Genomic DNA, 18,584 nt, shown 5'->3' with positions numbered 1-18,584 from the left:
ATTTGGACCCGCATTTATGCCGCGCGGCGGCGGCGGGGTTTGGCGGCGCTCGGCGCCTTCTTGCGGCCGTTGGAGGCGCGCATGACTTTCGGTTCGCCCTCGTCGCCGGAAATCATGCGGCGGATGTTCAAGGCGTCCATCAGGCGGGCGGAATTGGCCTTGGCGTTCAGCAGCACCAGGGTCGCGTTGCGGCCGGCGGAGGTGATGCGCATGATCAGGCAGCGGCCCGCTTCCTCGGTGTAGCCGGTCTTGGACAGGCCGATATCCCAGCCCTTGGCTCCTACGAGGCGGTTGGTGTTGTGATATTCGACGTCGCGGCCCTTGACCTTGATCACTTCCGCCTTGTCGGTGGTGATGCGGCGGATTTCGGGGTAGTTGCCGGCGGCGGTGGCCATCTTCACCAGGTCGGCGGCGGTCGAGGTGTTGTGCGGCGACAGGCCGGTCGGCTCCTCGATGGTGGTATTGGTCATGCCCAGCGCCTTGATCTTGGCCTGCACGGCAGCCTTGAACGCCGTCGGACCGCCCGGATAGGTACGGGACAGGGAAGCGGCGGCGCGATTGTCCGAAGACATCAGGGCCAGCTGCAGGATTTCGCTGCGCGAGAACTTGGCGCCGACGGGCACGCGCGAGGTGCTGTGCTTCAGGGTGTCGACGTCTTCACGGTCGATCGCGATCTCTTCTTCCATATCCAGCTTGGAATCGAGCACGACCATGGCGGTCATCAATTTGGTGAGGGAGGCGATCGGAACAACGTCATTCGCGTTTTTCTCGACCAGGACCTTGCCCGTCTCATCCTCAACGACGAGCACGGACTGCGAGCCCAGCGAGGGCGCGGCGAGTACGGCTGCGGAGGTCGACATCAGCAAGATGGCGGCGATTTTCTTGATCATAGTGGTTGGGAAACTTTTAACAAACTTGGATGATAGACTTAAAGTGAATTCTAGCCTAGCTGCGGCCTCCAGCGCGACAGCGGCACGAAAAAAAGGGGCCGCAGCCCCTTTTTTTCACGTTTATGTCTTTATTTGGTCGCGTAGATCTTGTCGAATTCACCACCATCGTCGAAGTGGCGCTTCTGCGCGGCGCGCCAGCCACCGAAGACATCGTCCACCGTGAACAGCGTGATCGGCTTGAAGCTGGCCGCGTATTTCTTGTACACGGCTTCCGAACGGGGGCGCAGGTAGTGCTTGGCGATGATTTCCTGGCCGGCGTCCGAATACAGGAAGTTCAGGTAGGCGGTGGCTTCCTTGCGGATGCCGCGCTTGTCGACCACCTTGTCCACCACGGCCACCGGATTTTCGGCGACCACCGAGATGGACGGGTACACGACCTCGAAGTTGTCGCCGAATTCAGCGCGCACCAGGTTCACTTCATTCTCGAAGGTCACCAGCACATCGCCGATCTGGCGCTGGGTGAACGTGGTGGTGGCGGCGCGGCCGCCGGCGTCCAGGATCGGCACGTTCTTGAAGATCTTGGTGACCAGTTCGCGCGCCTGGGCTTCAGTGCCGCCTTTTTTCACGACGGAGCCCCAGGCGGCCAGGTAGGTATAGCGGCCATTGCCGGCGGTCTTCGGGTTCGGGATGATCACGGCCACGCCGGGCTTGGCCAGGTCGGCCCAGTCCTTCACGCCCTTCGGATTGCCCTTACGCACCAGGTAGACCATGGTTGAATAGGAGGGCGCTGCATTGTTGGGGAACTTCTTGGCCCAGTCCGGCGCTACCACGCCGCGGTCGGCCAGCATATCGATGTCGTTGGCCTGGTTCATGGTGACCACGGAAGCTTCCAGACCATCGGCTACGGCTCGCGCCTGCTTGGAGGAGCCGCCGTGCGACATCTTGACGTTGACGTCGTGGCCGGTGCTCTTCTTATAGGCGGCTTCGAAAGCCGGGTTGATATCCTTGTACAATTCGCGCGCCACGTCGTAGGAGACGTTGAGCAGTTGCGTCTCGGCGGCAGATGCCAGCGGAGCCGCGCCAAAGGCTGCTGCGGCGAAAATGAGGCTTAATGCGAAATTCTTATTAGTCATGGCGGTCTCTATAGGGAAATCACATATGCATGGTCTAAAATATTGCGCAAAAAGAAAACTATTTTCTGGTTATATGCTTAGACGGTCCGTGCTCCGCAAGGTTCGGCCGGTTGTTGTATAGTCGGCCTGTGATTGGGTTATTTGTGAGCATACATGAGTTTTGAAATTCGCCTGGCTGCATCGTCGGACGCCCCTGCGGCGTGCAATGTGCTACGCCGCTCGATCGCGGAGTGCTGTGTACTCGATCACCAGAACGATCCCGCCATCCTGCAAGCCTGGCTGGGGAACAAAACGCCCGAGATGGTGGCCAGCTGGTTTGCTTCGCCCACCAATTTTTCCATCGTCGCTGTTGAAGAAGGCCATGTTGTCGGCGTGGCCCTGCTGACGGGGGCCGGCAAGCTGGCCCTGTGCTACCTGCTGCCGGAAGCGCGCCGCAAGGGCTTGGGCAAGGCGCTGCTGAGCCGCGTCGAAGAGCAGGCCTGCAGCTGGGGCGTGAAAGCCCTGCAACTGCACAGTACGGCGACCGGCGAGGACTTCTTTGCCCGGCAGGGGTATCTGCGCTCGGGCAATGTACGTTCGCCTTATGGGGTGGAAACCGTGTTCTTCTGGAAGCAGCTGGACGGCAGCGTCTGCGACGTGCCGGAAGGGAAGCGCAAGCGCTTCTGCGGCTGCAGCGCTACTTAAATTTAGCTTAATTACTTAAAGAGCTTTCTCAACTCCCCCTGCTATACGCTATAGTATTCCTTGGTGCAATTGACAGGTTTGCTATGGCCAATCGACGCGACTTCCTTCATCGGAGCCTGGGCATGACCGGCGCCGCCCTGCTGGGCGTGCCGCTGATCGGCCAGGCCCGCCAGCAGGAGCTGGCTCCTCCTCCCGACATTTTTGACTCTCAGTCGCTGGACCTTGACTTCTGGCTCAAGCCCCGCACCCTGAGCGTGACCCGTCCCCAGAGCGGCGAAAAGGCGCGCGTGACTTACTGGCGCGATGGCGACATCATCGATACTGCCTACCAGGAGCTGTGCCACCTGCTGCGCGACGTGAACGGCAAGGAAACCATCCCGATCGATCCCAAGCTGCTGGAAACGCTGTGGAGCGCGCAAGCCTTTGTACAGCGCTTCGGCATCGAAAGCCCGGTGGAAATCCTGTCCGGCTACCGTACGCCGGCCTCGAACCAGAAGCTGCGCGAGCAGGGCATTCCGGCCGCGCGCCAGTCGCTGCATATGGATGGCAAGGCGGCGGACATTCGGATCAGCAACCTGAACCCGGAAGTCCTGGGTGGACTGGTGAAAAGCTTCCGCGGCGGCGGTGTCGGTTTCTATTACCGCGAGGGCCCGCGCGGCGGCTGGATCCACGCGGATACGGGGCTGCAAAGGACCTGGAAAGGCTGAGTTCTCTCAACCATATCAAAACGCAACACACCCTGCGCACGATCCGGTTTCGGCTTGGTAGTTGAACAGTGTGGGCGTAAGATGAACTGGTGAGCAAGCTCACCGGCGAGAGAAAAATGAAAAAACAGCTCTTATGCGTAGCCCTTGAGTGGGTTTCGCAAGAGGAGTTGAGTGCCTATCTCCGAGATTGGGAAATTTGCCAGGTTTCCTGCCTGAATGAGGCGAGAGCCGTACTACGTGCCAGGCCATTTCTTGTTGGCCTGTTGCTGGTTGACGTGCGGCGTCTTTCGGTAGATGCGCTCGACAGCTTCCTGCGGGAACACTGGAGGGTCAAATGGGTGGCGGCTTTTAATCCCGCTGCCTTAAAGCACCAGGCATTTTGTCAAACGATGGTCGAGCAATGCTTCGACTTTCATACTTCTCCCATTGATTTCCAGCGCCTTGGTCATACGCTCGGGCACGTGCACGGACTGGCATCGCTGCAGGCCGAGCCCGAGTTCGAAGCGGCCGATTCGATGTCGCTGGTGGGAGTCAGCCCGGCGCTGGCGGCGCTGCGGCAGAATATCCGAAAGGTCAGCAGCGTACCGGCGCCTGTGCTGATCTGGGGCGAAAGCGGCACCGGCAAGGAATTGGTGGCGCGCGCCGTGCACAAGCATTCACAGCGCGCCTCCGCGCCGTTTGTGCCCGTCAATTGCGGCGCGATTCCTGCCAGCCTGATACAGGCCGAACTGTTCGGCTATGAGCGCGGCGCGTTTACCGGCGCCAGCCGGGACAAGTGCGGCCTGATCGAGGCCGCATCCAGCGGCACTATTTTCTTCGATGAAATCGGCGACCTGCCGCTGGACATGCAATCCAACCTGCTGCGCTTCCTGCAGGAGCGTACCATCCACCGGCTCGGCGCTACCCGCAGCCGCCAGGTCGATGTGCGTGTGATTGCCGCCAGCCACGTGCGCCTGGTCGATGCCGTACGGGCAGGGCGTTTCCGCGAAGACCTGTTCTACCGCCTGAACGTGCTGACTCTGGAAACGCCGCCCCTGAGGCAGCGGCGCGAAGATATCGTGCCGCTGGCCCAGCACTACTTCAGCGTGTTTGCCGCCGAGCGCGCGGCGGGCGTCAAGGGTTTCGCGCGCGATGCCTTGCGCGCCATCAGCGAATACACCTGGCCGGGCAATGTGCGCGAACTGGTGAACCGGGTGCGGCGCGCGTCCGTCATGGCGGAAGGGCGGCTGATCCGCGCTTCCGACCTCGGCCTGGACGGCGCCCAGGCGCGAAATAGTGCCGAAGACCTCGATTGCGCGGTCACGCGCGCCGAGCGGCTCGCCATCGAGACCCGCCTCGATGCAGGCAAGAGCATGACCTCGGTGGCGCGCGAACTGGGCGTGTCACGGATGACGCTGTACCGCCTGATGTCCAAGCACGGCATCGAACTGCCGACGCGGCGCTCAGCGACGGTAGTGTCAGCCTAGTGATAGTAGTAGGGCGGTGTCGGCACGGCGTCGGTCCGTGCCAGCCGTTCTGCCTCCAGGTTCACCTGGTGGTCCCCACCAGATATTCCATCCCTTCTGCTGATCTGCCACATATTCGGGATGGTCGGCCAGCAAGTGGCCGAAGAATTCCTCGAACTCCGACACATATCCCTTAACTTTCATTGTGATTTCCCTCCGTTCGGTTACACTGGCGGCCGAGCAATATTTCCAGTGGATGACAATGCAGGACAACCAGGACCAAGATAAACCGCGCTTCCGGCCTGTACCGTGGACGGCGCTGGAAACGCCTGCCGACGTCGAGCTATGGATCGCCGAACATGATCTGGCGCTGAAAGAGCATGTCGGCAAGCAGGAAACCGGCTACGGCGTGTGCTTCAGCCTGGCCGCCGGCGGTGAAATTTACATGCAGACCGCCGATGGCGCTGTCATCCTCGATGTTACTCCTGACGCGGACTGGGTGTCGCCCCTGATTGTCGCCGTCGCCCAGGCTGAGCCGCCCAAGGGCTCGCAGTGGGTGCTGCCGGACGATAAGCTGGTGCAGCTGATCATCGGCCTGTCCAGCCTGATTGTCACCTCGACACTCGTGGTCGGCCATAACTTTGGCCGCCGCCGTCATTTCTGAAGCGAAGGAAGACCGCATGATGCGCAAACCCCTGATGTCCCTGTTCGCGGCGGCCCTGCTGGCTGGCGCCTCCCTGCATGCGTCGGCTGCCGACCTGCTGCAAACGGTTAAGTCGCGCGGCACGCTGAAGGTGGCGATGGAAGGTACTTATCCGCCGTTCAATTTCAAGGACCAGAAAACGGGCGAGCTGGTCGGCTATGACGTGGACGTGGCCAAGCTGCTGGCTGGCAAACTGGGCGTGAAGCCGGAATTCGTGACTACCGAGTGGGCCTCCATCCTGGCCGGCCTGGCCAGCAACAAGTACGACGTGATCATTTCCCAGGTTGGCATCAACCCCAAGCGCGAACAGGTATTCGATTTTTCCAGCCCCTACATCTATTCCTCGCCGATGCTGATCGTGCGCAAGGATGAGAAGAATAACTGGACTTCGCTGGAGCAGCTGAAAGGCAAGCGCATCGGCGCGGGGCAGGGCAGCGTGTATGAGGCACAGGCCAAGGCGGTGCCGGGCATCGAGGTGAAGAGCTACCCGGCGGCGCCGGAAAACCTGGCGGACCTGGCCGCCGGCCGCATCGATGCGGCGCTGAACGACAGCCTGCTCGCGGCCTGGCTGTTGAAGTCGACCAAGCTGCCGATCAAGGCGGGCGCACGCGTCGGCGCGGTTGAGCGCATGGGCATTCCCTTCCAGAAGAACAACCCGCAATTCAAGGCTGCGCTGGAAAAGGCGTTGGCCGATGCCGCCGCCGATGGCAGCCTGAAAGCGATTTCAATGAAGTGGTTCGGCAGCGACGTCAGCAAGGCGCCGTAAGCGATGGACTGGTTTGAATTGCTGCAGGAGGCGGCGCCCGTGATGCTGAAGGGCGCCGGCTATACGCTGGTGTTTGCCGTGGCGTCCATGCTGGGCGGACTGGTGATCGGTTTTCCGACTGCCGTCATGCGCATCCTGCCGTGGAAGCTCGTCAACTGGCCTGCCAGCGTGTATGTGAGCCTGATGCGCGGCACGCCGCTGCTGGTGCAGATGTTCGTGATCTACTATGGCCTGCCCAGCGTGGGCATCGAATTCACGCCGGTGACGGCGGGCATCCTGGCGCTGAGCCTGAATGCGGGCGCCTATCTGTCCGAAAGCCTGCGCGGGGCGATGCTCAGCGTGGCCAGGGGACAGTGGTCGGCAAGCTATAGCCTGGGCATGGGCTATGGCCAGACCTTGCGCCATGTGATCCTGCCGCAGGCCCTGCGCGTGGCTGTGCCTTCGATGAGCAATACCCTGATTTCGCTGATCAAGGATACGTCGCTGGTGTCCGTGATTACGATGACGGAGCTGATGCTTTCTACCAAGGAGGTGATCGCGGCGACCTTCCGGCCCTTGCCTCTCTACCTCGCTGCCGCGGCGATCTACTGGGTGTTGAGTTTGCTGTTCGAGCAGGTCCAGCGCTACGCCGAAGCGCGCCTCAACCGTTCGCATCGCCAGGCGTAAGCCTCAGGCGGCGCATCGACGGCGGATCAATGATCCGCCCTACACCCTTCGGGCCATTCGCGTTGGATCACCCGTCCCGTGACCCGCCGGGCCACCGCGTCGAATCACCGACCGATCGCCCGTGCGAACTTGCCCGCAGGGTGTAGGGCGGATCATTGATCCGCCGTGCGTGCAGGCCCGCGGCGCATAACTCGACATTGTCATAATTGCATGCTAGTCTAACTCCATAACAATAGGCGGGGCGATATGGAAAAAGACCAGTATGCACCGCCCGCCGAAGAGAAGGCGGGCCCTTTGAAGGGGGGGCAGGCACTACATGGCATGATGCCGCATGAAGCCATGCTGGCAGCCATGGGCGGCACGCCGCCGTCCGTTCGCCAGGACAGCGACGCGCGCCTGCAGTTCGAGCGCGAGCAGGACTACTTCAACGACCTGTATCTGCTGGCGCCCGTCGGCTACTTCGTGCTGGCGGCCGACACCACCGTGCTGCAAATGAACCTGGTCGGCGCCGACCTGCTGGGTCTGCCGCGCCACAATCCCGAACGCGTTCCTTTCCGCCAATACATCGCGCAGCGTTTCGTGGCGGACTTCGAAGCCTTCGTGCGCAATGCCCTGCACAGCAGCGAACCGCAGCGCTGTTCGCTGCAGATGACGCGCGGACGCGGCGACCGCGGCTTCCCCGTCACCCTGCTGGCCAGCGGCGCCCCCGGCGCACCCAGCTTCCGCGTGGTGCTGGAACTGGCGGAAGGCAAGCTGGCTGCGCTGGAGAAGAGCGAGGAACGCTTCCGCCGCATCGTGCATTCGGCCGAGGAGGGCATCTGGGAAATCGACGCTTCTGCCATGACCAGTTTCGTCAACCCGAAGATGGCCAATATGCTTGGCTACACCATCGAGGAGATGCTGGACCAGCCCCTGGTGCATTTCATGGACGAGGAGGGCCGCTCGATCCTCGAACGCAATATCGCGCGCCGCCAGCACGGCGTTGCTGAACGCCACGAATTCAAGTTCATCCGCCGAGACGGCAGCGAGATGTGGGCCACGCTGGCCACCAATCCCATCTTCGACGCCGACGGCAGTTACCTGGGCGCGCTGGCGCTGGTGAGCGATATCACCGAGCACAAGCTGTCGTCCGAGCTGATCTGGCACCAGGCCAACTACGATGCGCTGACGGCCCTGCCGAACCGCAATATGTTCCACGACCGGCTGGCCCAGGAAATGAAGAAATCCAAGCGCGACGGGCTCTTCCTCGCGCTGCTGTTCATCGACCTCGATCAGTTCAAGGAAGTCAACGACCGCCTTGGCCACGAGATGGGCGACAAGCTGCTGGTCGAAGCGGCTGAGCGCATCACGTCCTGCGTGCGCGCCTCGGACACGCTGGCCCGCCTCGGCGGCGACGAATTCGTCGTGATCCTGCCGGGGCTGGACCATGTAAGCAGCGTGGAGCGCGTTGCGCAGCAAATTATCGCCATGCTGAACAAGCCTTTCCAGCTTGGCGTGCATACGGGTTCCGTGTCGGCCAGCGTCGGCATCGCGCTCTATCCTTCGGACGCCGCCGATTCCGAACAGCTGCTGCGCCATGCGGACCAGGCCATGTATGCGGCCAAGAACGGCGGCCGCAACCGCTACTCCTATTTCACGCCGGACATGCAGGCGGCGGCCCAGCTGCGCCTGCGCCTTGCCGCCGACCTGACGATGGCCGTGACGAACAATCAGTTCGAGCTGCATTACCAGCCCATCGTACACCTGGCTACCGGCCGCATCGAACGCGCCGAGGCGCTGCTGCGCTGGCGCCATCCGGAGCGGGGCCTGCTGAACCCGGCCGATTTCATGGGCAGCGCCGAAGCGAGCGGGCTGATGCTGGATATCGGCGACTGGGTCTTCCGCACCGCCGCCGACCAGGCCGCCCGCTGGCAGAAAGAGCTGGGCACTGCATTCCAGATCAGCGTGAACCAGTCGCCCGTGCAATTCCGCGCCGGTACACGCCAGCTGGATGAGTGGATGAAATATGTGGAGGGCTTGCAGCTCGCGCCGCGCAGCATCGTGGTGGAAATCACCGAACGCCTGCTGCTGGACCAGAGCAGCACCGTGGTCGAACGCCTGCGCCAGTACCATGCGATGGGACTGCAGGTGGCGCTGGAGGATTTCGGCACCGGGCATTCCGTGCTGTCCCACCTGAAGAAGGTGGAAATCGATTACCTGAAGATAGACCGCAGCTTCGTCATGGATCTGGCCGGCGATTCAGGCGACCTGGCGCTGTGCGAGGGGATTATCGTGATGGCGCACAAGCTGGGGCTCAAGGTGGTTGCCGAGGGCGTCGAGACGGAGGCGCAGCTTAATCTGCTGAAGGCGGCGGGGTGCGATTATGTGCAGGGGTTTGTGTATGCGCCACCGTTGCCGGCGGGCGAACTGGCCAAAATGGCAGCGCGGCCTGCGAGCACGGCGGATCAATGATCCGCCCTGACGCGCCAACGGGCGGCCTTGCCCGTCAGCCGAGGCGGAGGAGGGAGATGACGCGGTCGCGGTTGATGCCGACCAGGGCCGAGGTGAGGGATACGAGCTGCTGGTAGCCGGGTTCTTTGGACAGGTTGGCGAATACTTCGGCCATCTGGCCCATGCCCACCAGCTCCATGTCCGGCAGGCTTTCCTCGGCGCGGCGGCTGGCGTTGGCCAGTTCCAGGCGTACTTTGGCGAGCGCTTCTTCCACATGGGCCAGCGCCTGCGTTACCTGCTGCAGGGTGGCGCGCATCGATTCGATATCGGAAGTGCCCCAGTTTTCCGGCACGATGGCCGGTGCTTCGGCTTCCGCGCGCACGTGGTTCAGTTGGCCCGCCGGGAAGCGGATGCCGCCACCCTGGACTGCCAGCGCTTCGCGCACGGCCGGCCAGTTGCCTTCGGCGGTGGAGAACACCAGCTCGCCATCCTTGTTGACAGAAACACGCACACCAGCCGGAGCCAGCGCCTGGTCGAAGCGGTTGACGATTTCGTTGTCGGTCAGGCCGGGGCCGAGGTGGACCGAGCGCAGGCCGGCGGTGCCGCCGCTGACCGAAATGGCCAGGGTTTCACGCGCGCCATTGCGCAAGTTGGCCAGGTTCATGCCGCGCACGGTGAAGCGCTGGCTGGACGGGGCTGCCGAGAAATTCAGTTGCGCATCCAGCGTGCCGCCGGATGCGGCGCTGCGCGTTTTCCAATTATCGGTGAACTGGCGTACGCGCTGTTCCACCTGGCCGTCGCGCATCTGGCGCACTGCCAGCTTGGCGGCGATATCTGTTTTCAGCGCACGCAGCTGGGCGGCGCTCTGTTCCAGGAAGTCGACGGCTTGCTGCGCGCCCGAGATATCGTTCTGCAGCGGCTGGTCCCACTTGGTCAGGCCGCGGCGCAGGGGAACGGGCTTGCTGTCGGCAGCAACGCCGTTCTGCACTTCGGTGGACGCGCCGGCATCGGCCAGCGCAGCCTCGACCTGGCTGGCGCTGGGGGCCGCCGAACCGGACGTGCCGGTCGCGGACGGGCCGGTCGCATAGCCGGTAGTGGTTGAGCGCTGGACGATTTCCATATGTCTTACAGTACGTTGAAGAGCGACAGATTGGCGATTTTGGAATAAGCCTGGTAAGTCGCTTGCAGGGCGTTATTGTAGCCGTTCAATTCGGTTGCGGCGACGCCATAATCGAGCTGGCCCATGTCCGTCATCGCAATCTTGTTGGACAGGCTCACATTGCTGTGGTTATTCGACAGCGTTTCCATCACGTTTTGCGCGCCGCCGAAGGAAGCGATCTTCTGCGTGATCAGGCCGAGGGCGGCATCCGAACCGTCGAGGGCGGTCGTCAGGATGGCGCGCGTGGCAGGATTGTTCGGGTCGGCGCCGGGCGTGCCCAGGGCCGTGATGGCGTCGTCGATCTGGTTCAGCCAGGTCTCGATGCCTTGCGCGTCCACGTTCGCCACCTGGGTGATGCCATTGCCCACCACGACCTTTTGCTGGCCGTTGTTGCCGACATACTGGTACTTCGATCCGGCGGGGCCGATATCGGTGATGGCCGCGGTGCCGGTCAGGGTGCCGGAGAAGATGTATTTGCCTTCCTGGTCGCGGGTATTGGTGTTGTAGAACACGGAATCGCGCAGCGCGGTCAGGCTGTTGACCATGGAGTTCAGGTCGGCCGGCGTGTTCGAGCCATCCGCGGACCAGACCAGCAGGTCGCGCGCGGCGTTGATGTCGCCCACCATGCCGTCCAGGTAGGTTTCGTTCTTGCTCAGGCGGACCTTGACTGCCGCGATATTGTCCACGTATTGGTTCAGGATGGCTTCTTCGCGCGTCAGGCGCGACAGGCGCACATTGGTGATCGGGTCGTCCGACGGCACCAGCAGCTTGTTGCCGGTCGCCATTTTCTCGGTCAGCTGGGCCAGCGAGCCCTGGTTGAGACCCAGCGAACGGTTCATCGTCGCCTGGAATTGCATGGATGCGATACGCATGGGCTCTCCTTAACCGAACATCGCCAGCGTGGCGTCGAACAACTGGTTGGCGACGGCGATCACCTTCATGTTCGCCTGGTACATATTCTGGTACTCGACCAGGTTGATCGCTTCCTCGTCCTTGTTCACCGAGCTGGTGGCGGACCAGTCATCTTCCGACTGCTGGCGGATGGTGGTCGAGGTTTTCAGCAGGGCCTGGTTCTGGGCGCTGTCGATGCCGAGCTTGCCGACCAGCTGGGTATCGGCGTCGCCCAGCAGCACGCTGCCGACCGAAGTCAGGTTCACCGACTGGTTCTTGATATCGATAATGGCTTGCAGGTTGCCGCTGTCGCCCGGCGTGCCATCGGCCGAGAAAGCCAGGTCGGACGCCTTGAAGCCGGCCGTGATCGACATCAGGCCGCCGAAGCCGGTCGGGTTGAAGTTAAACAGTGGCACGCCGCTGGGCGGCGGGTTGACGCCGTCCGATCCGAGCGCCAGCTGGGCGTTCACCTTTTGCGCCATCTGGTCGGCCATGTCGTAGATCGAGCGCTGCAGCGGCAGCAGGGTGTTCTTTTCGTAATCGCCGAGGCCGCCGAGCTGGCCGCCCAGCTTCGTGTCGTCCAGCGCGAAGGCGGTGCCGGCGAAACCGACGGTCAGCACCGGGCTGCCGCTGCTGGTATCGATGCTCAGGCTGCCCGCCACCTTGCCCATCACCAGCGGCTGGCCGCCTTTCAGCGAAACGCTGCGCGTGCCGTCGGTCTGCTCCAGCACTTCGATGGAGGCGAAATTGGCCAGCTGGTCGATCTGCTGGTCGCGCTCGTCGATCAGGGCCGAGGTATTGGTGCCGAGGGCGCCCGCGGTCTGGATGCGCTCGTTCAAGCTGGCGATATTTTTCACCAGGGTGTTGAACTGCGGGACGATCGATTCGCGCTGCTGGATGACGGACAGCTGCTGGTTGCGCGTCACTGCGTAAATGCTGTTGAAGCTCTGGGCCAGCGCATCGGCGGCCGTCACCACCTGCTGGCGCAGCGGGGTGGAGGTGGGATCGACGCCGGCCGCGTTCAGGGCCGAAAAGAATTTGTCGATGCCGTTGGACAGGCTGGTCTTGTCGTCGCCCATCACGCGCTCGAGCTGCGTCATGTACGGCTGGGTCTGGGTGTAGCGGCCGAGGTCGGAATTGGCGCGCCATAGCTGCTGGGTCTTGTACGTATCGGAGAAACGCAGCAGGCTGCTGATCTGCACGCCATAACCTGCCGTCATCGTGCCAATACCCGGCGCGACGGCCGTCAGCAGCACACCCTGGCGGGTGTAGCCCTTCGTTTGCAGGTTTGCAATGTTCTGGCTGGTCGTGTTCAGGGCCGCCTGGGCAGCGAGCGAACCGGTCAGTGCATTGTTGATAATGGACATGGGCGATCTGTTCCTGTAAATCCGTTATTCGTTAAAGGCGACCGCGTCTTGCGATACATTAAGCCGGCGGTGACTTTTTATCTGGAGAGGCGGGCAGCAGCTGCCGCAGGATAGCGTCGGCGATGCCGAAAGCGTGGCGGCCGGCCAGCTGGTCGGCCACCATATTGTCGGCCATGTCCAGCATGTCGCTGTTGACGGACTCGTCCTGCTTGTCGTGCTCGCCCACCGAACGGGCGGACTCGCGCATCTTGTGCAGCATCTGGCCGATGAAGAAGCTTTCAAACTTGACAGCGGCCTCGGTGGCCTTGGCGCGGTAGGCCGGATCGTCGGCCTGGCTGGCGGCCGGTGCCGGCTGGGCCGGCAGCTCTGCGTCGGCCGCGCGCATGAGCAGGGGATCGAAACGGGCAACGTCCATCAGATCACCACCAATTCGCCTTCGATGGCGCCGGCCTGGTCCAGCGCCTGCAGGATGGCCATGATGTCATCCGGCGTGGCGCCCAGGCTGTTGACCACGTCGATAATCGATTGCAGCTTGGCGCCGGCCGGCCACTTGAACATTTGCGGCGTGCCCTGGTCAACGCTGACGTTGGACTGCGGCGTGACCGTGGTCTGGCCGCGGCTGAACGGCGCCGGCTGGCTGACCTTGGAGCTTTCGGAAATCACCACTTTCAGCGAACCGTGGGTGACGGCGGCCGCCTTCACGCGCAAGCCGTCGGCGATGACCACCGTGCCGGTGCGCGAGTTGAACACCACTTTCGGATTTTCCGCGCCCACTTCGATGGGCAGCGATTCCAGCTTGGCCATGAAGGCTACGCGCTGGGTGGGATTCTCTGGCGCGACCACGTCGATGCCGGTGCCGTCGGCCGTGGTGGCGACTTCACCGAACTTGCGGTTGATTGATTCCACGATATTGGTCGCGGTCTGGAAATTCGGCGTCTTCAGCGACAGGTGCACGCTCGGCTTGCTGGCGAAATCGGTGGGAATTTCGCGTTCGATCATGGCGCCGTTCGGGATGCGGCCGGCGGTTGGCGTGTTCACGGTCACGGAGGAGCCGCTCTTGCCGGAGGCGTTCAGGCCGCCCACCACCACATTGCCCTGGGCCATGGCATAGACTTCATTGTCCGCCGCGCGCAGCGGCGTCAGCAGCAGGGAGCCGCCTCGCAGGCTTTTCGCATCGCCCAGCGAGGACACGGTGACGTCGATCGGCTGGCCGCGGCGGTAGCCGGGCGGGAACACGGCCGACACCATCACGGCTGCCACGTTCTTGGACTTGGCGTCCTGGCCGTCGGGCATTTTCACGCCGAACTGCTTGAGCATATTGACCACGGACTGGCTGGCGAACTTGACTTGGGTCGAGTCGCCGGAACCGTTCAGGCCGACTACCAGGCCGTAGCCCACCAGCGGGTTTTCGCGCACGCCTTCGATCGACACCAGGTTGCGCAGCGTTTGCGCCGCCGAAGCGGGCAGGGCGGCACCGAGCAGGGCGGCGGTGGCGAGGACGGGGAGCATCCAGCGTTTCATTCATTCACCTCAGAAGGGCATCAGGGGGCCGAGGAAAAAGCGGGTCAGCCAGCCAGGCTGGTTGGAATCGGCCAGCGTGCCCTGCGCCGAGTAGGCGATGCGGGCGTTGGCGATGCGCAGCGAGGACACCTGGTTGTTGGCGTCGATATCGGCCGGGCGCAGGTAGCCTTTCAGGCGCACGAATTCCTCGCCATTGTTCAGGGTCAGCGCCTTTTCGCCGGCCACGCGCAGCAGGCCGTTGGGCAGCACTTCCTGCACGATCACCGTGATGGCGCCGGACAGGGCGTTCTGCTGGGTGGCGCTGGCGTCGCCCTTGAAGGAATTGCTGCCGGACAGGTCGATGCCGGCTTTCGGGAAAGTCTTGCCCAGCAGGCCGGGCGGGGCGATCGACGTGGAGGAATCTTTGCCGATCGTGGTGCCCGCGCTCTTCGACGCTTGCGTGGTTTCCTGCAGGATTACGGTGACCACGTCGCCGACGCGGAAGGCGCGGCTGTCCGAGGTCAGCGAAATGTTGACGTCCGGGCTGAAGACGCCGCCCGAGGTGCCGCGCGGGGTGCTGCTGCGCGAGGCGATGGGCGGTTCGTCGATGGGGCCGGGGCGCACGGCCGCCGGCTGGAGGGATGCGCAACCGGCCAGCAGCAACGCGGCCATTGCGCCCAGTTGCGCTTTCATTATCGTGCCGCCTGTGCCAGGTATTGCAGCATATTGTCGGCTGCGGACAGAACTTTCGTGTTCATCTCATAGGTGCGCTGGGCTGCGATCATGTCGACCATTTCTTCCACCACCTGGACGTTGGAGCCTTCCAGGGCGCCTTGCTTCAGCTTGCCGAACTGGGCGTCGCCGGGACGGCCTTCGGTCGGTGCGCCGGAAGCCTGGGTTTCCTGGAACAGGTTCTCGCCCAGGGCCAGCAGGCCGGTCGGGTTGATGAAGGAGCTCAGCGTCAGCTGGCCAACTTCCTGCGGGATCGTATTGCCCTGGGTGGTCACGGACACGGTGCCGTTCTCGGCGATCGTGATGCTGGTGGCCGTGGCCGGGATGGTGACTTGCGGCACCAGGGGCAGGCCCTGTGCGTTGATCAGCACGCCGTTCTGGTCCACGCCCAGCTGGCCGGCGCGGGTATAGCCCGATTCGCCGTTCGGGCGGCGCACCTGCAGGAAGCCGTTGCCGATCACGGCCACGTCCATCTTGTTGTTGGTGATCTGGGTGGCGCCGTCCGTGAACACTTTCTGCGTGCCGGTCATGTGCGTGCCGTTACCCAACTGGACGCCGGTCGGCGACAGGGTATTGTTGTCGGCGCGCTGGGTGCCCGGCTGCTGCTCGACGGAATAGAACAGGTCTTCGAAGACCACGCGGTCCTTCTTGAAGCCCACGGTGTTGGCATTGGCCAGGTTGTTGGCGATAGCCTGCAGCTTCGCGTCCTGCGCCTGCACACCGGTCTTGCTGATCCACATTGCTGGATTCATATTTTCCTCTGGATTTTGTGTTGTCGCGTAGGGCGGATCATTGATCCGCCGTCTATGCTCAGCCGCTAATTAACCGGTTGCCAACCTCATTCATCGAATCGCTGGCCTTGAACAACTTCATCTGGATCTCAAACGTGCGATTGAGGCTCATGGTCGCCACCATCTCCTCGATGGCCGACACATTCGACCCTTCGAGATGGCCGGCGCGCACCTGCACCGTGTTATCCACCTGCAGCGGCTGTCCATCGCGCGCCACCAGCAAACCGGCCTCGTTCTTGGTCAGTTCCGACCCTTCGGCCTTGACCAGCTTGAGCTTGTCGATCACCTGCATTTCGGCCGTGGTGCCCTGGCCGAGGATGGACACGGTCCCGTCCTGGCCGATTTCGATCTTGCGGAAAGGCGGCAGGGTGATCGGGCCGCCTTCGCCCAGCAGCTGCATGCCGTTGACGGTCATGGTGCCATCCGCGTCCAGCGTGATGGCGCCGGCGCGGGTATAGGCTTCACCGGTCGGCCCCTGGACGGCAAAGAAGCCGTCGCCGGAAATGGCCACGTCCAGCTCGCGGCCGGTGGCCTTCAGCGTGCCCTGGCGGGTGTTGACGGCGTTCGCCTGCAACTGGGTCATATGGCGGTCGTCGTAGCCATAGCCGGGCAGCTTGCTGGCGGTGGCCAGTTCCATATTGGCGCGGAAGCCGGCCGTGTCCATATTCGCCAGGTTGTTGGCGTGGACCTGCTGGCCGCGCAGGGCCCGCTCGGCCCCGCTCATCGCAGTGTAGATCAGCGCATCCATCTAAGCCTCTTACAGCGCCTGCATCAACGACTGCAGCATCTGATTCTCGGTCGTGATGACCTTCGAGTTCGCCTGGTAGTTGCGTTGCGAAGTCATCAGGCTCACCAGTTCCGAAGTGATGTCCACGTTCGACTGCTCCAGCGTGGTCACCGACAGGCTGCCGGCCACGCCCTTGCCCGGCTCCGAGTAGTTCGGCGTACCCGTGTTGTTGTTGGCGATCCATGCCGTATCGTTGACCGGGGTCAGCGCTTCTTCATCCGGGAAGGTGGCCAGGGCAACGCGGCCAATGGTCTGCTTCTCGCCGTTCGAGTACTTGGTGATCACCGAACCGTCATCGGCGAGGTCGACGCCGATATACGAACCGGCAGCGTAGCCGTCCGCGCGGTTGGTCGAGGTGGTCGACTCGCCTTTCTGCATGGTCGTGCCAGTCCAGTCCAGTTTCACGCTCATTGCGGTAGCGGGTGCTGCAGAGAATCCGACGTTAAAGGTGTACGGCCCACCGCCGGCGATGGCCGGATTGCTTGACTCGTCGAGTTTGCCGTTGGAGTCGAAAACCAGGGCGTACGATGGATTGTTCGGTGGCGTGGTCACGCTCAGGTCGACGCCATCGACCGAAACCCAGACATTGACTTGAAGAGGATTGGTGCTGTCTTTGATGAAATATTGCGTGACGGTGTGCTCGTTGCCCAGAGAATCGTGCACCAGGGTCACCTTGGACATATTGTAGGAGTCGGGGTCCGGCACTACCGGCGTAGCAGCCGTTGCGTCGGCCGGATTGAAGGTGCCGGTCGGCGGAGTCCAGTCGGCGGACAGGTTGGCAACGAAGTCGATCGAGGTGGTGGCCTTGGCCGGCAGCAGGCCGGTCGGGACCTTGATGTCGCCCATGGGCCCGAGCACGGTGCTCGGCGGCGTCAGGCTGTAACCCTGGACCTTGCGGCCGGCCGCGTCGACCAGGTAGTCGGTGGCATCCTTGTTGAAGATGCCGACGCGGGTGTAGGTGGTTTGTCCGGTGGCGTCCTTGGCCACGAAGAAGCCGCGGCCGTTGATGGATGCGTCCAGCGAGCGGCCGGTGTTCAGCACGCCACCGTTCAAGCCGATGCTCTGGCTCACGGAGCCGATCTGGGTGCCGGTCGGCTGCGAACCCGCGTACATGGACGCGAAGTTGGCGCGGCTGGACTTGAAGCCGAAAGTGCCGGCATTGGCGATATTGTTACTGATGGTGTTCAGCTGATCGTTGATGGCCTGAATGCCAGACAGTGCGATATCAAAGCTCATGACGGTACCTTTCTCAGAGTACGGAAGTGGCGGCAGCGCTGGACTTGCCGTTGAATGCAGTAATAGCGGCCGGAGCAACTTCGCCCACATTGGCCACGTTCAGGATGATGGCGCCGCCGGCGCCCAGGCGCACGCTGTTCAGGCGGCCGGCGACATCGATCGACGCCTGTTCGCCACCGCTGGTGACGACCTTGATCTTGTAGCTGCCTTCGGGCAGGCCCATGGCTTGCGGATCGACCGCGAACGGCACCGTGCCGGCGGCCAGCGTGCCGAGCGCGACCGAGTGCTCGACGCCATTGCTGCCGGTCAGCACCAGCGAGGTCTTGGCACTGGAAGCGGGCAGGGTGATTTCGCCCTTGACCTTGGTCGAGCCGTCCAGCGTGACGGTATCGGTGCTGGTCATCACGTCGGAGCCGACCTGCGCGCCCAGGGCCAGCACCTGCATGGACTGCAGCACGGAAGCGTTGTTGCTGGTCAGGTTCGCCAGGTTCTGCAGCGCCTCGGTCTGGGACAGCTGGGTCAGCTGCTGCACGAACTGCGACGGATCCTGCGGCGACAGCGGGTCCTGGTTCTTGATCTGCGCCACCAGCAGCTTGGTGAACATGTCCTGGCCGGCGCTGGTGGCGCCGTTGACAGCGGTGCTGCCGTTGGTGCCGCTAGCCTGCGAAGCCAGGTTGGAGAACATATTGGTTTGCAT

At 63.0% G+C, this 18,584-nt stretch carries 20 protein-coding genes and 1 pseudogene; 8 read left to right on the top strand and 13 right to left on the bottom strand.

Features of this window, described 5'->3' with window-relative positions:
- Positions 1–14: 14 nt before the first annotated feature.
- Positions 15–890, bottom strand: a complete 876-nt coding sequence (locus ACHMW6_RS19610) for a serine hydrolase (RefSeq protein WP_395399114.1) — start codon at positions 888–890, stop codon at positions 15–17.
- Between the two features lie 128 nt (positions 891–1,018).
- The gene (locus tag ACHMW6_RS19605) at positions 1,019–2,023 is read right to left on the bottom strand and encodes a sulfate ABC transporter substrate-binding protein (RefSeq protein WP_395399112.1); all 1,005 of its coding nucleotides are present in this window, start codon (positions 2,021–2,023) and stop codon (positions 1,019–1,021) included.
- Positions 2,024–2,176: 153 nt separating this feature from the next.
- On the opposite strand from ACHMW6_RS19605, the gene ACHMW6_RS19600 reads away from it, so the two are divergent.
- From ACHMW6_RS19600 to ACHMW6_RS19585, 4 genes and pseudogenes are all read left to right on the top strand, one after another.
- On the top strand, positions 2,177–2,707 hold the full coding sequence (locus ACHMW6_RS19600; RefSeq protein WP_395399110.1) for a GNAT family N-acetyltransferase: 531 nt from the start codon (positions 2,177–2,179) through the stop codon (positions 2,705–2,707).
- A 122-nt stretch (positions 2,708–2,829) separates the two neighbouring features.
- A complete protein-coding gene (locus ACHMW6_RS19595; protein WP_395399108.1) occupies positions 2,830–3,414 on the top strand; it encodes a YcbK family protein in 585 nt (194 codons plus the stop codon).
- Between the two features lie 116 nt (positions 3,415–3,530).
- Positions 3,531–3,860 (top strand): annotated as a pseudogene (locus ACHMW6_RS19590) (VpsR-related response regulator); the annotation flags it as partial.
- Positions 3,861–3,875: 15 nt separating this feature from the next.
- Entirely contained in the window at positions 3,876–4,880 is a 1,005-nt protein-coding gene (locus ACHMW6_RS19585) for a sigma-54 interaction domain-containing protein (protein WP_395408660.1), read from the top strand.
- On the opposite strand, the gene ACHMW6_RS19580 is transcribed toward ACHMW6_RS19585, so the two are convergent.
- Positions 4,872–5,063, bottom strand: a complete 192-nt coding sequence (locus ACHMW6_RS19580; protein ID WP_395399106.1) for a DUF3460 family protein — start codon at positions 5,061–5,063, stop codon at positions 4,872–4,874. The genes ACHMW6_RS19585 and ACHMW6_RS19580 overlap by 9 nt on opposite strands.
- Positions 5,064–5,121: 58 nt before the next feature.
- Between ACHMW6_RS19580 and ACHMW6_RS19575 the strand changes: the two genes are divergently transcribed.
- The 4 genes from ACHMW6_RS19575 (at position 5,122) to ACHMW6_RS19560 (ending at position 9,445) form a co-directional block, all read left to right on the top strand.
- Positions 5,122–5,523 (top strand): hypothetical protein, encoded by a 402-nt coding sequence (locus tag ACHMW6_RS19575; RefSeq protein WP_395399104.1) that lies wholly within the window; start codon positions 5,122–5,124, stop codon positions 5,521–5,523.
- Between the two features lie 16 nt (positions 5,524–5,539).
- Positions 5,540–6,328, top strand: coding sequence for a transporter substrate-binding domain-containing protein (locus tag ACHMW6_RS19570; protein ID WP_395399102.1), 789 nt, complete (start codon positions 5,540–5,542; stop codon positions 6,326–6,328).
- Positions 6,329–6,331: 3 nt separating this feature from the next.
- Positions 6,332–6,994, top strand: coding sequence for an amino acid ABC transporter permease (locus tag ACHMW6_RS19565; RefSeq protein WP_395399100.1), 663 nt, complete (start codon positions 6,332–6,334; stop codon positions 6,992–6,994).
- A gap of 246 nt (positions 6,995–7,240) precedes the next feature.
- Complete coding sequence (locus ACHMW6_RS19560) at positions 7,241–9,445, top strand: putative bifunctional diguanylate cyclase/phosphodiesterase (RefSeq protein WP_395399098.1); 2,205 nt, start codon at positions 7,241–7,243, stop codon at positions 9,443–9,445.
- 34 nt (positions 9,446–9,479) lie between these two features.
- Here ACHMW6_RS19560 and ACHMW6_RS19555 read toward each other — a convergent pair whose 3' ends face one another.
- Genes ACHMW6_RS19555 through ACHMW6_RS19510 form a run of 10 tightly spaced genes read right to left on the bottom strand, consistent with a single transcriptional unit; the run spans position 9,480 to position 18,584 of the window.
- A complete protein-coding gene (locus ACHMW6_RS19555) occupies positions 9,480–10,544 on the bottom strand; it encodes a hypothetical protein (RefSeq protein ID WP_395399096.1) in 1,065 nt (354 codons plus the stop codon).
- Between the two features lie 5 nt (positions 10,545–10,549).
- The gene (gene flgL, locus ACHMW6_RS19550) at positions 10,550–11,455 is read right to left on the bottom strand and encodes a flagellar hook-associated protein FlgL (RefSeq protein ID WP_395399094.1); all 906 of its coding nucleotides are present in this window, start codon (positions 11,453–11,455) and stop codon (positions 10,550–10,552) included.
- A gap of 9 nt (positions 11,456–11,464) precedes the next feature.
- Complete coding sequence (gene flgK / locus ACHMW6_RS19545) at positions 11,465–12,841, bottom strand: flagellar hook-associated protein FlgK (protein ID WP_395399092.1); 1,377 nt, start codon at positions 12,839–12,841, stop codon at positions 11,465–11,467.
- Between the two features lie 58 nt (positions 12,842–12,899).
- Positions 12,900–13,256, bottom strand: coding sequence for a flagellar biosynthesis protein FlgJ (locus tag ACHMW6_RS19540; RefSeq protein ID WP_395399090.1), 357 nt, complete (start codon positions 13,254–13,256; stop codon positions 12,900–12,902).
- A complete protein-coding gene (locus ACHMW6_RS19535; protein WP_395399089.1) occupies positions 13,256–14,362 on the bottom strand; it encodes a flagellar basal body P-ring protein FlgI in 1,107 nt (368 codons plus the stop codon). Before ACHMW6_RS19535 ends, ACHMW6_RS19540 begins: the two co-directional genes overlap by 1 nt.
- A 9-nt stretch (positions 14,363–14,371) precedes the next feature.
- Complete coding sequence (gene flgH, locus ACHMW6_RS19530) at positions 14,372–15,034, bottom strand: flagellar basal body L-ring protein FlgH (RefSeq protein ID WP_395399087.1); 663 nt, start codon at positions 15,032–15,034, stop codon at positions 14,372–14,374.
- Entirely contained in the window at positions 15,034–15,825 is a 792-nt protein-coding gene (gene flgG, locus ACHMW6_RS19525) for a flagellar basal-body rod protein FlgG (RefSeq protein ID WP_395399085.1), read from the bottom strand. The genes flgH and flgG overlap by 1 nt, the downstream gene beginning before the upstream one ends.
- Positions 15,826–15,883: 58 nt before the next feature.
- A complete protein-coding gene (gene flgF / locus ACHMW6_RS19520; RefSeq protein ID WP_395399083.1) occupies positions 15,884–16,612 on the bottom strand; it encodes a flagellar basal-body rod protein FlgF in 729 nt (242 codons plus the stop codon).
- Positions 16,613–16,621: 9 nt separating this feature from the next.
- Positions 16,622–17,887 carry a flagellar hook protein FlgE gene (locus ACHMW6_RS19515; RefSeq protein ID WP_395399082.1) on the bottom strand — a complete coding sequence of 422 codons (1,266 nt, stop codon included), beginning with the start codon at positions 17,885–17,887 and terminating at the stop codon, positions 16,622–16,624.
- A 13-nt stretch (positions 17,888–17,900) separates the two neighbouring features.
- Positions 17,901–18,584 carry a flagellar hook capping FlgD N-terminal domain-containing protein gene (locus ACHMW6_RS19510; protein WP_395399080.1) on the bottom strand — a complete coding sequence of 228 codons (684 nt, stop codon included), beginning with the start codon at positions 18,582–18,584 and terminating at the stop codon, positions 17,901–17,903.

It is taken from the genome of Pseudoduganella sp. UC29_106 (assembly GCF_044055365.1).
Lineage (GTDB): Bacteria > Pseudomonadota > Gammaproteobacteria > Burkholderiales > Burkholderiaceae_D > Rugamonas.
This window is presented reverse-complemented; position numbering and strand designations above follow the sequence as displayed.

Coding starts and splice junctions, on each gene's coding strand:
- ACHMW6_RS19610 (WP_395399114.1), bottom strand. CDS start 890: ATGATCAAGAAAATCGCCGCCATCTTGCTGATGTCGACCTCCGCAGCC.
- ACHMW6_RS19605 (WP_395399112.1), bottom strand. CDS start 2,023: ATGACTAATAAGAATTTCGCATTAAGCCTCATTTTCGCCGCAGCAGCC.
- ACHMW6_RS19600 (WP_395399110.1), top strand. CDS start 2,177: ATGAGTTTTGAAATTCGCCTGGCTGCATCGTCGGACGCCCCTGCGGCG.
- ACHMW6_RS19595 (WP_395399108.1), top strand. CDS start 2,830: ATGACCGGCGCCGCCCTGCTGGGCGTGCCGCTGATCGGCCAGGCCCGC.
- ACHMW6_RS19580 (WP_395399106.1), bottom strand. CDS start 5,063: ATGAAAGTTAAGGGATATGTGTCGGAGTTCGAGGAATTCTTCGGCCAC.
- ACHMW6_RS19575 (WP_395399104.1), top strand. CDS start 5,122: ATGCAGGACAACCAGGACCAAGATAAACCGCGCTTCCGGCCTGTACCG.
- ACHMW6_RS19570 (WP_395399102.1), top strand. CDS start 5,540: ATGATGCGCAAACCCCTGATGTCCCTGTTCGCGGCGGCCCTGCTGGCT.
- ACHMW6_RS19565 (WP_395399100.1), top strand. CDS start 6,332: ATGGACTGGTTTGAATTGCTGCAGGAGGCGGCGCCCGTGATGCTGAAG.
- ACHMW6_RS19560 (WP_395399098.1), top strand. CDS start 7,241: ATGGAAAAAGACCAGTATGCACCGCCCGCCGAAGAGAAGGCGGGCCCT.
- ACHMW6_RS19555 (WP_395399096.1), bottom strand. CDS start 10,544: ATGGAAATCGTCCAGCGCTCAACCACTACCGGCTATGCGACCGGCCCG.
- flgL (WP_395399094.1), bottom strand. CDS start 11,455: ATGCGTATCGCATCCATGCAATTCCAGGCGACGATGAACCGTTCGCTG.
- flgK (WP_395399092.1), bottom strand. CDS start 12,841: ATGTCCATTATCAACAATGCACTGACCGGTTCGCTCGCTGCCCAGGCG.
- ACHMW6_RS19540 (WP_395399090.1), bottom strand. CDS start 13,256: ATGGACGTTGCCCGTTTCGATCCCCTGCTCATGCGCGCGGCCGACGCA.
- ACHMW6_RS19535 (WP_395399089.1), bottom strand. CDS start 14,362: ATGAAACGCTGGATGCTCCCCGTCCTCGCCACCGCCGCCCTGCTCGGT.
- flgH (WP_395399087.1), bottom strand. CDS start 15,034: ATGAAAGCGCAACTGGGCGCAATGGCCGCGTTGCTGCTGGCCGGTTGC.
- flgG (WP_395399085.1), bottom strand. CDS start 15,825: ATGAATCCAGCAATGTGGATCAGCAAGACCGGTGTGCAGGCGCAGGAC.
- flgF (WP_395399083.1), bottom strand. CDS start 16,612: ATGGATGCGCTGATCTACACTGCGATGAGCGGGGCCGAGCGGGCCCTG.
- ACHMW6_RS19515 (WP_395399082.1), bottom strand. CDS start 17,887: ATGAGCTTTGATATCGCACTGTCTGGCATTCAGGCCATCAACGATCAG.
- ACHMW6_RS19510 (WP_395399080.1), bottom strand. CDS start 18,584: ATGCAAACCAATATGTTCTCCAACCTGGCTTCGCAGGCTAGCGGCACC.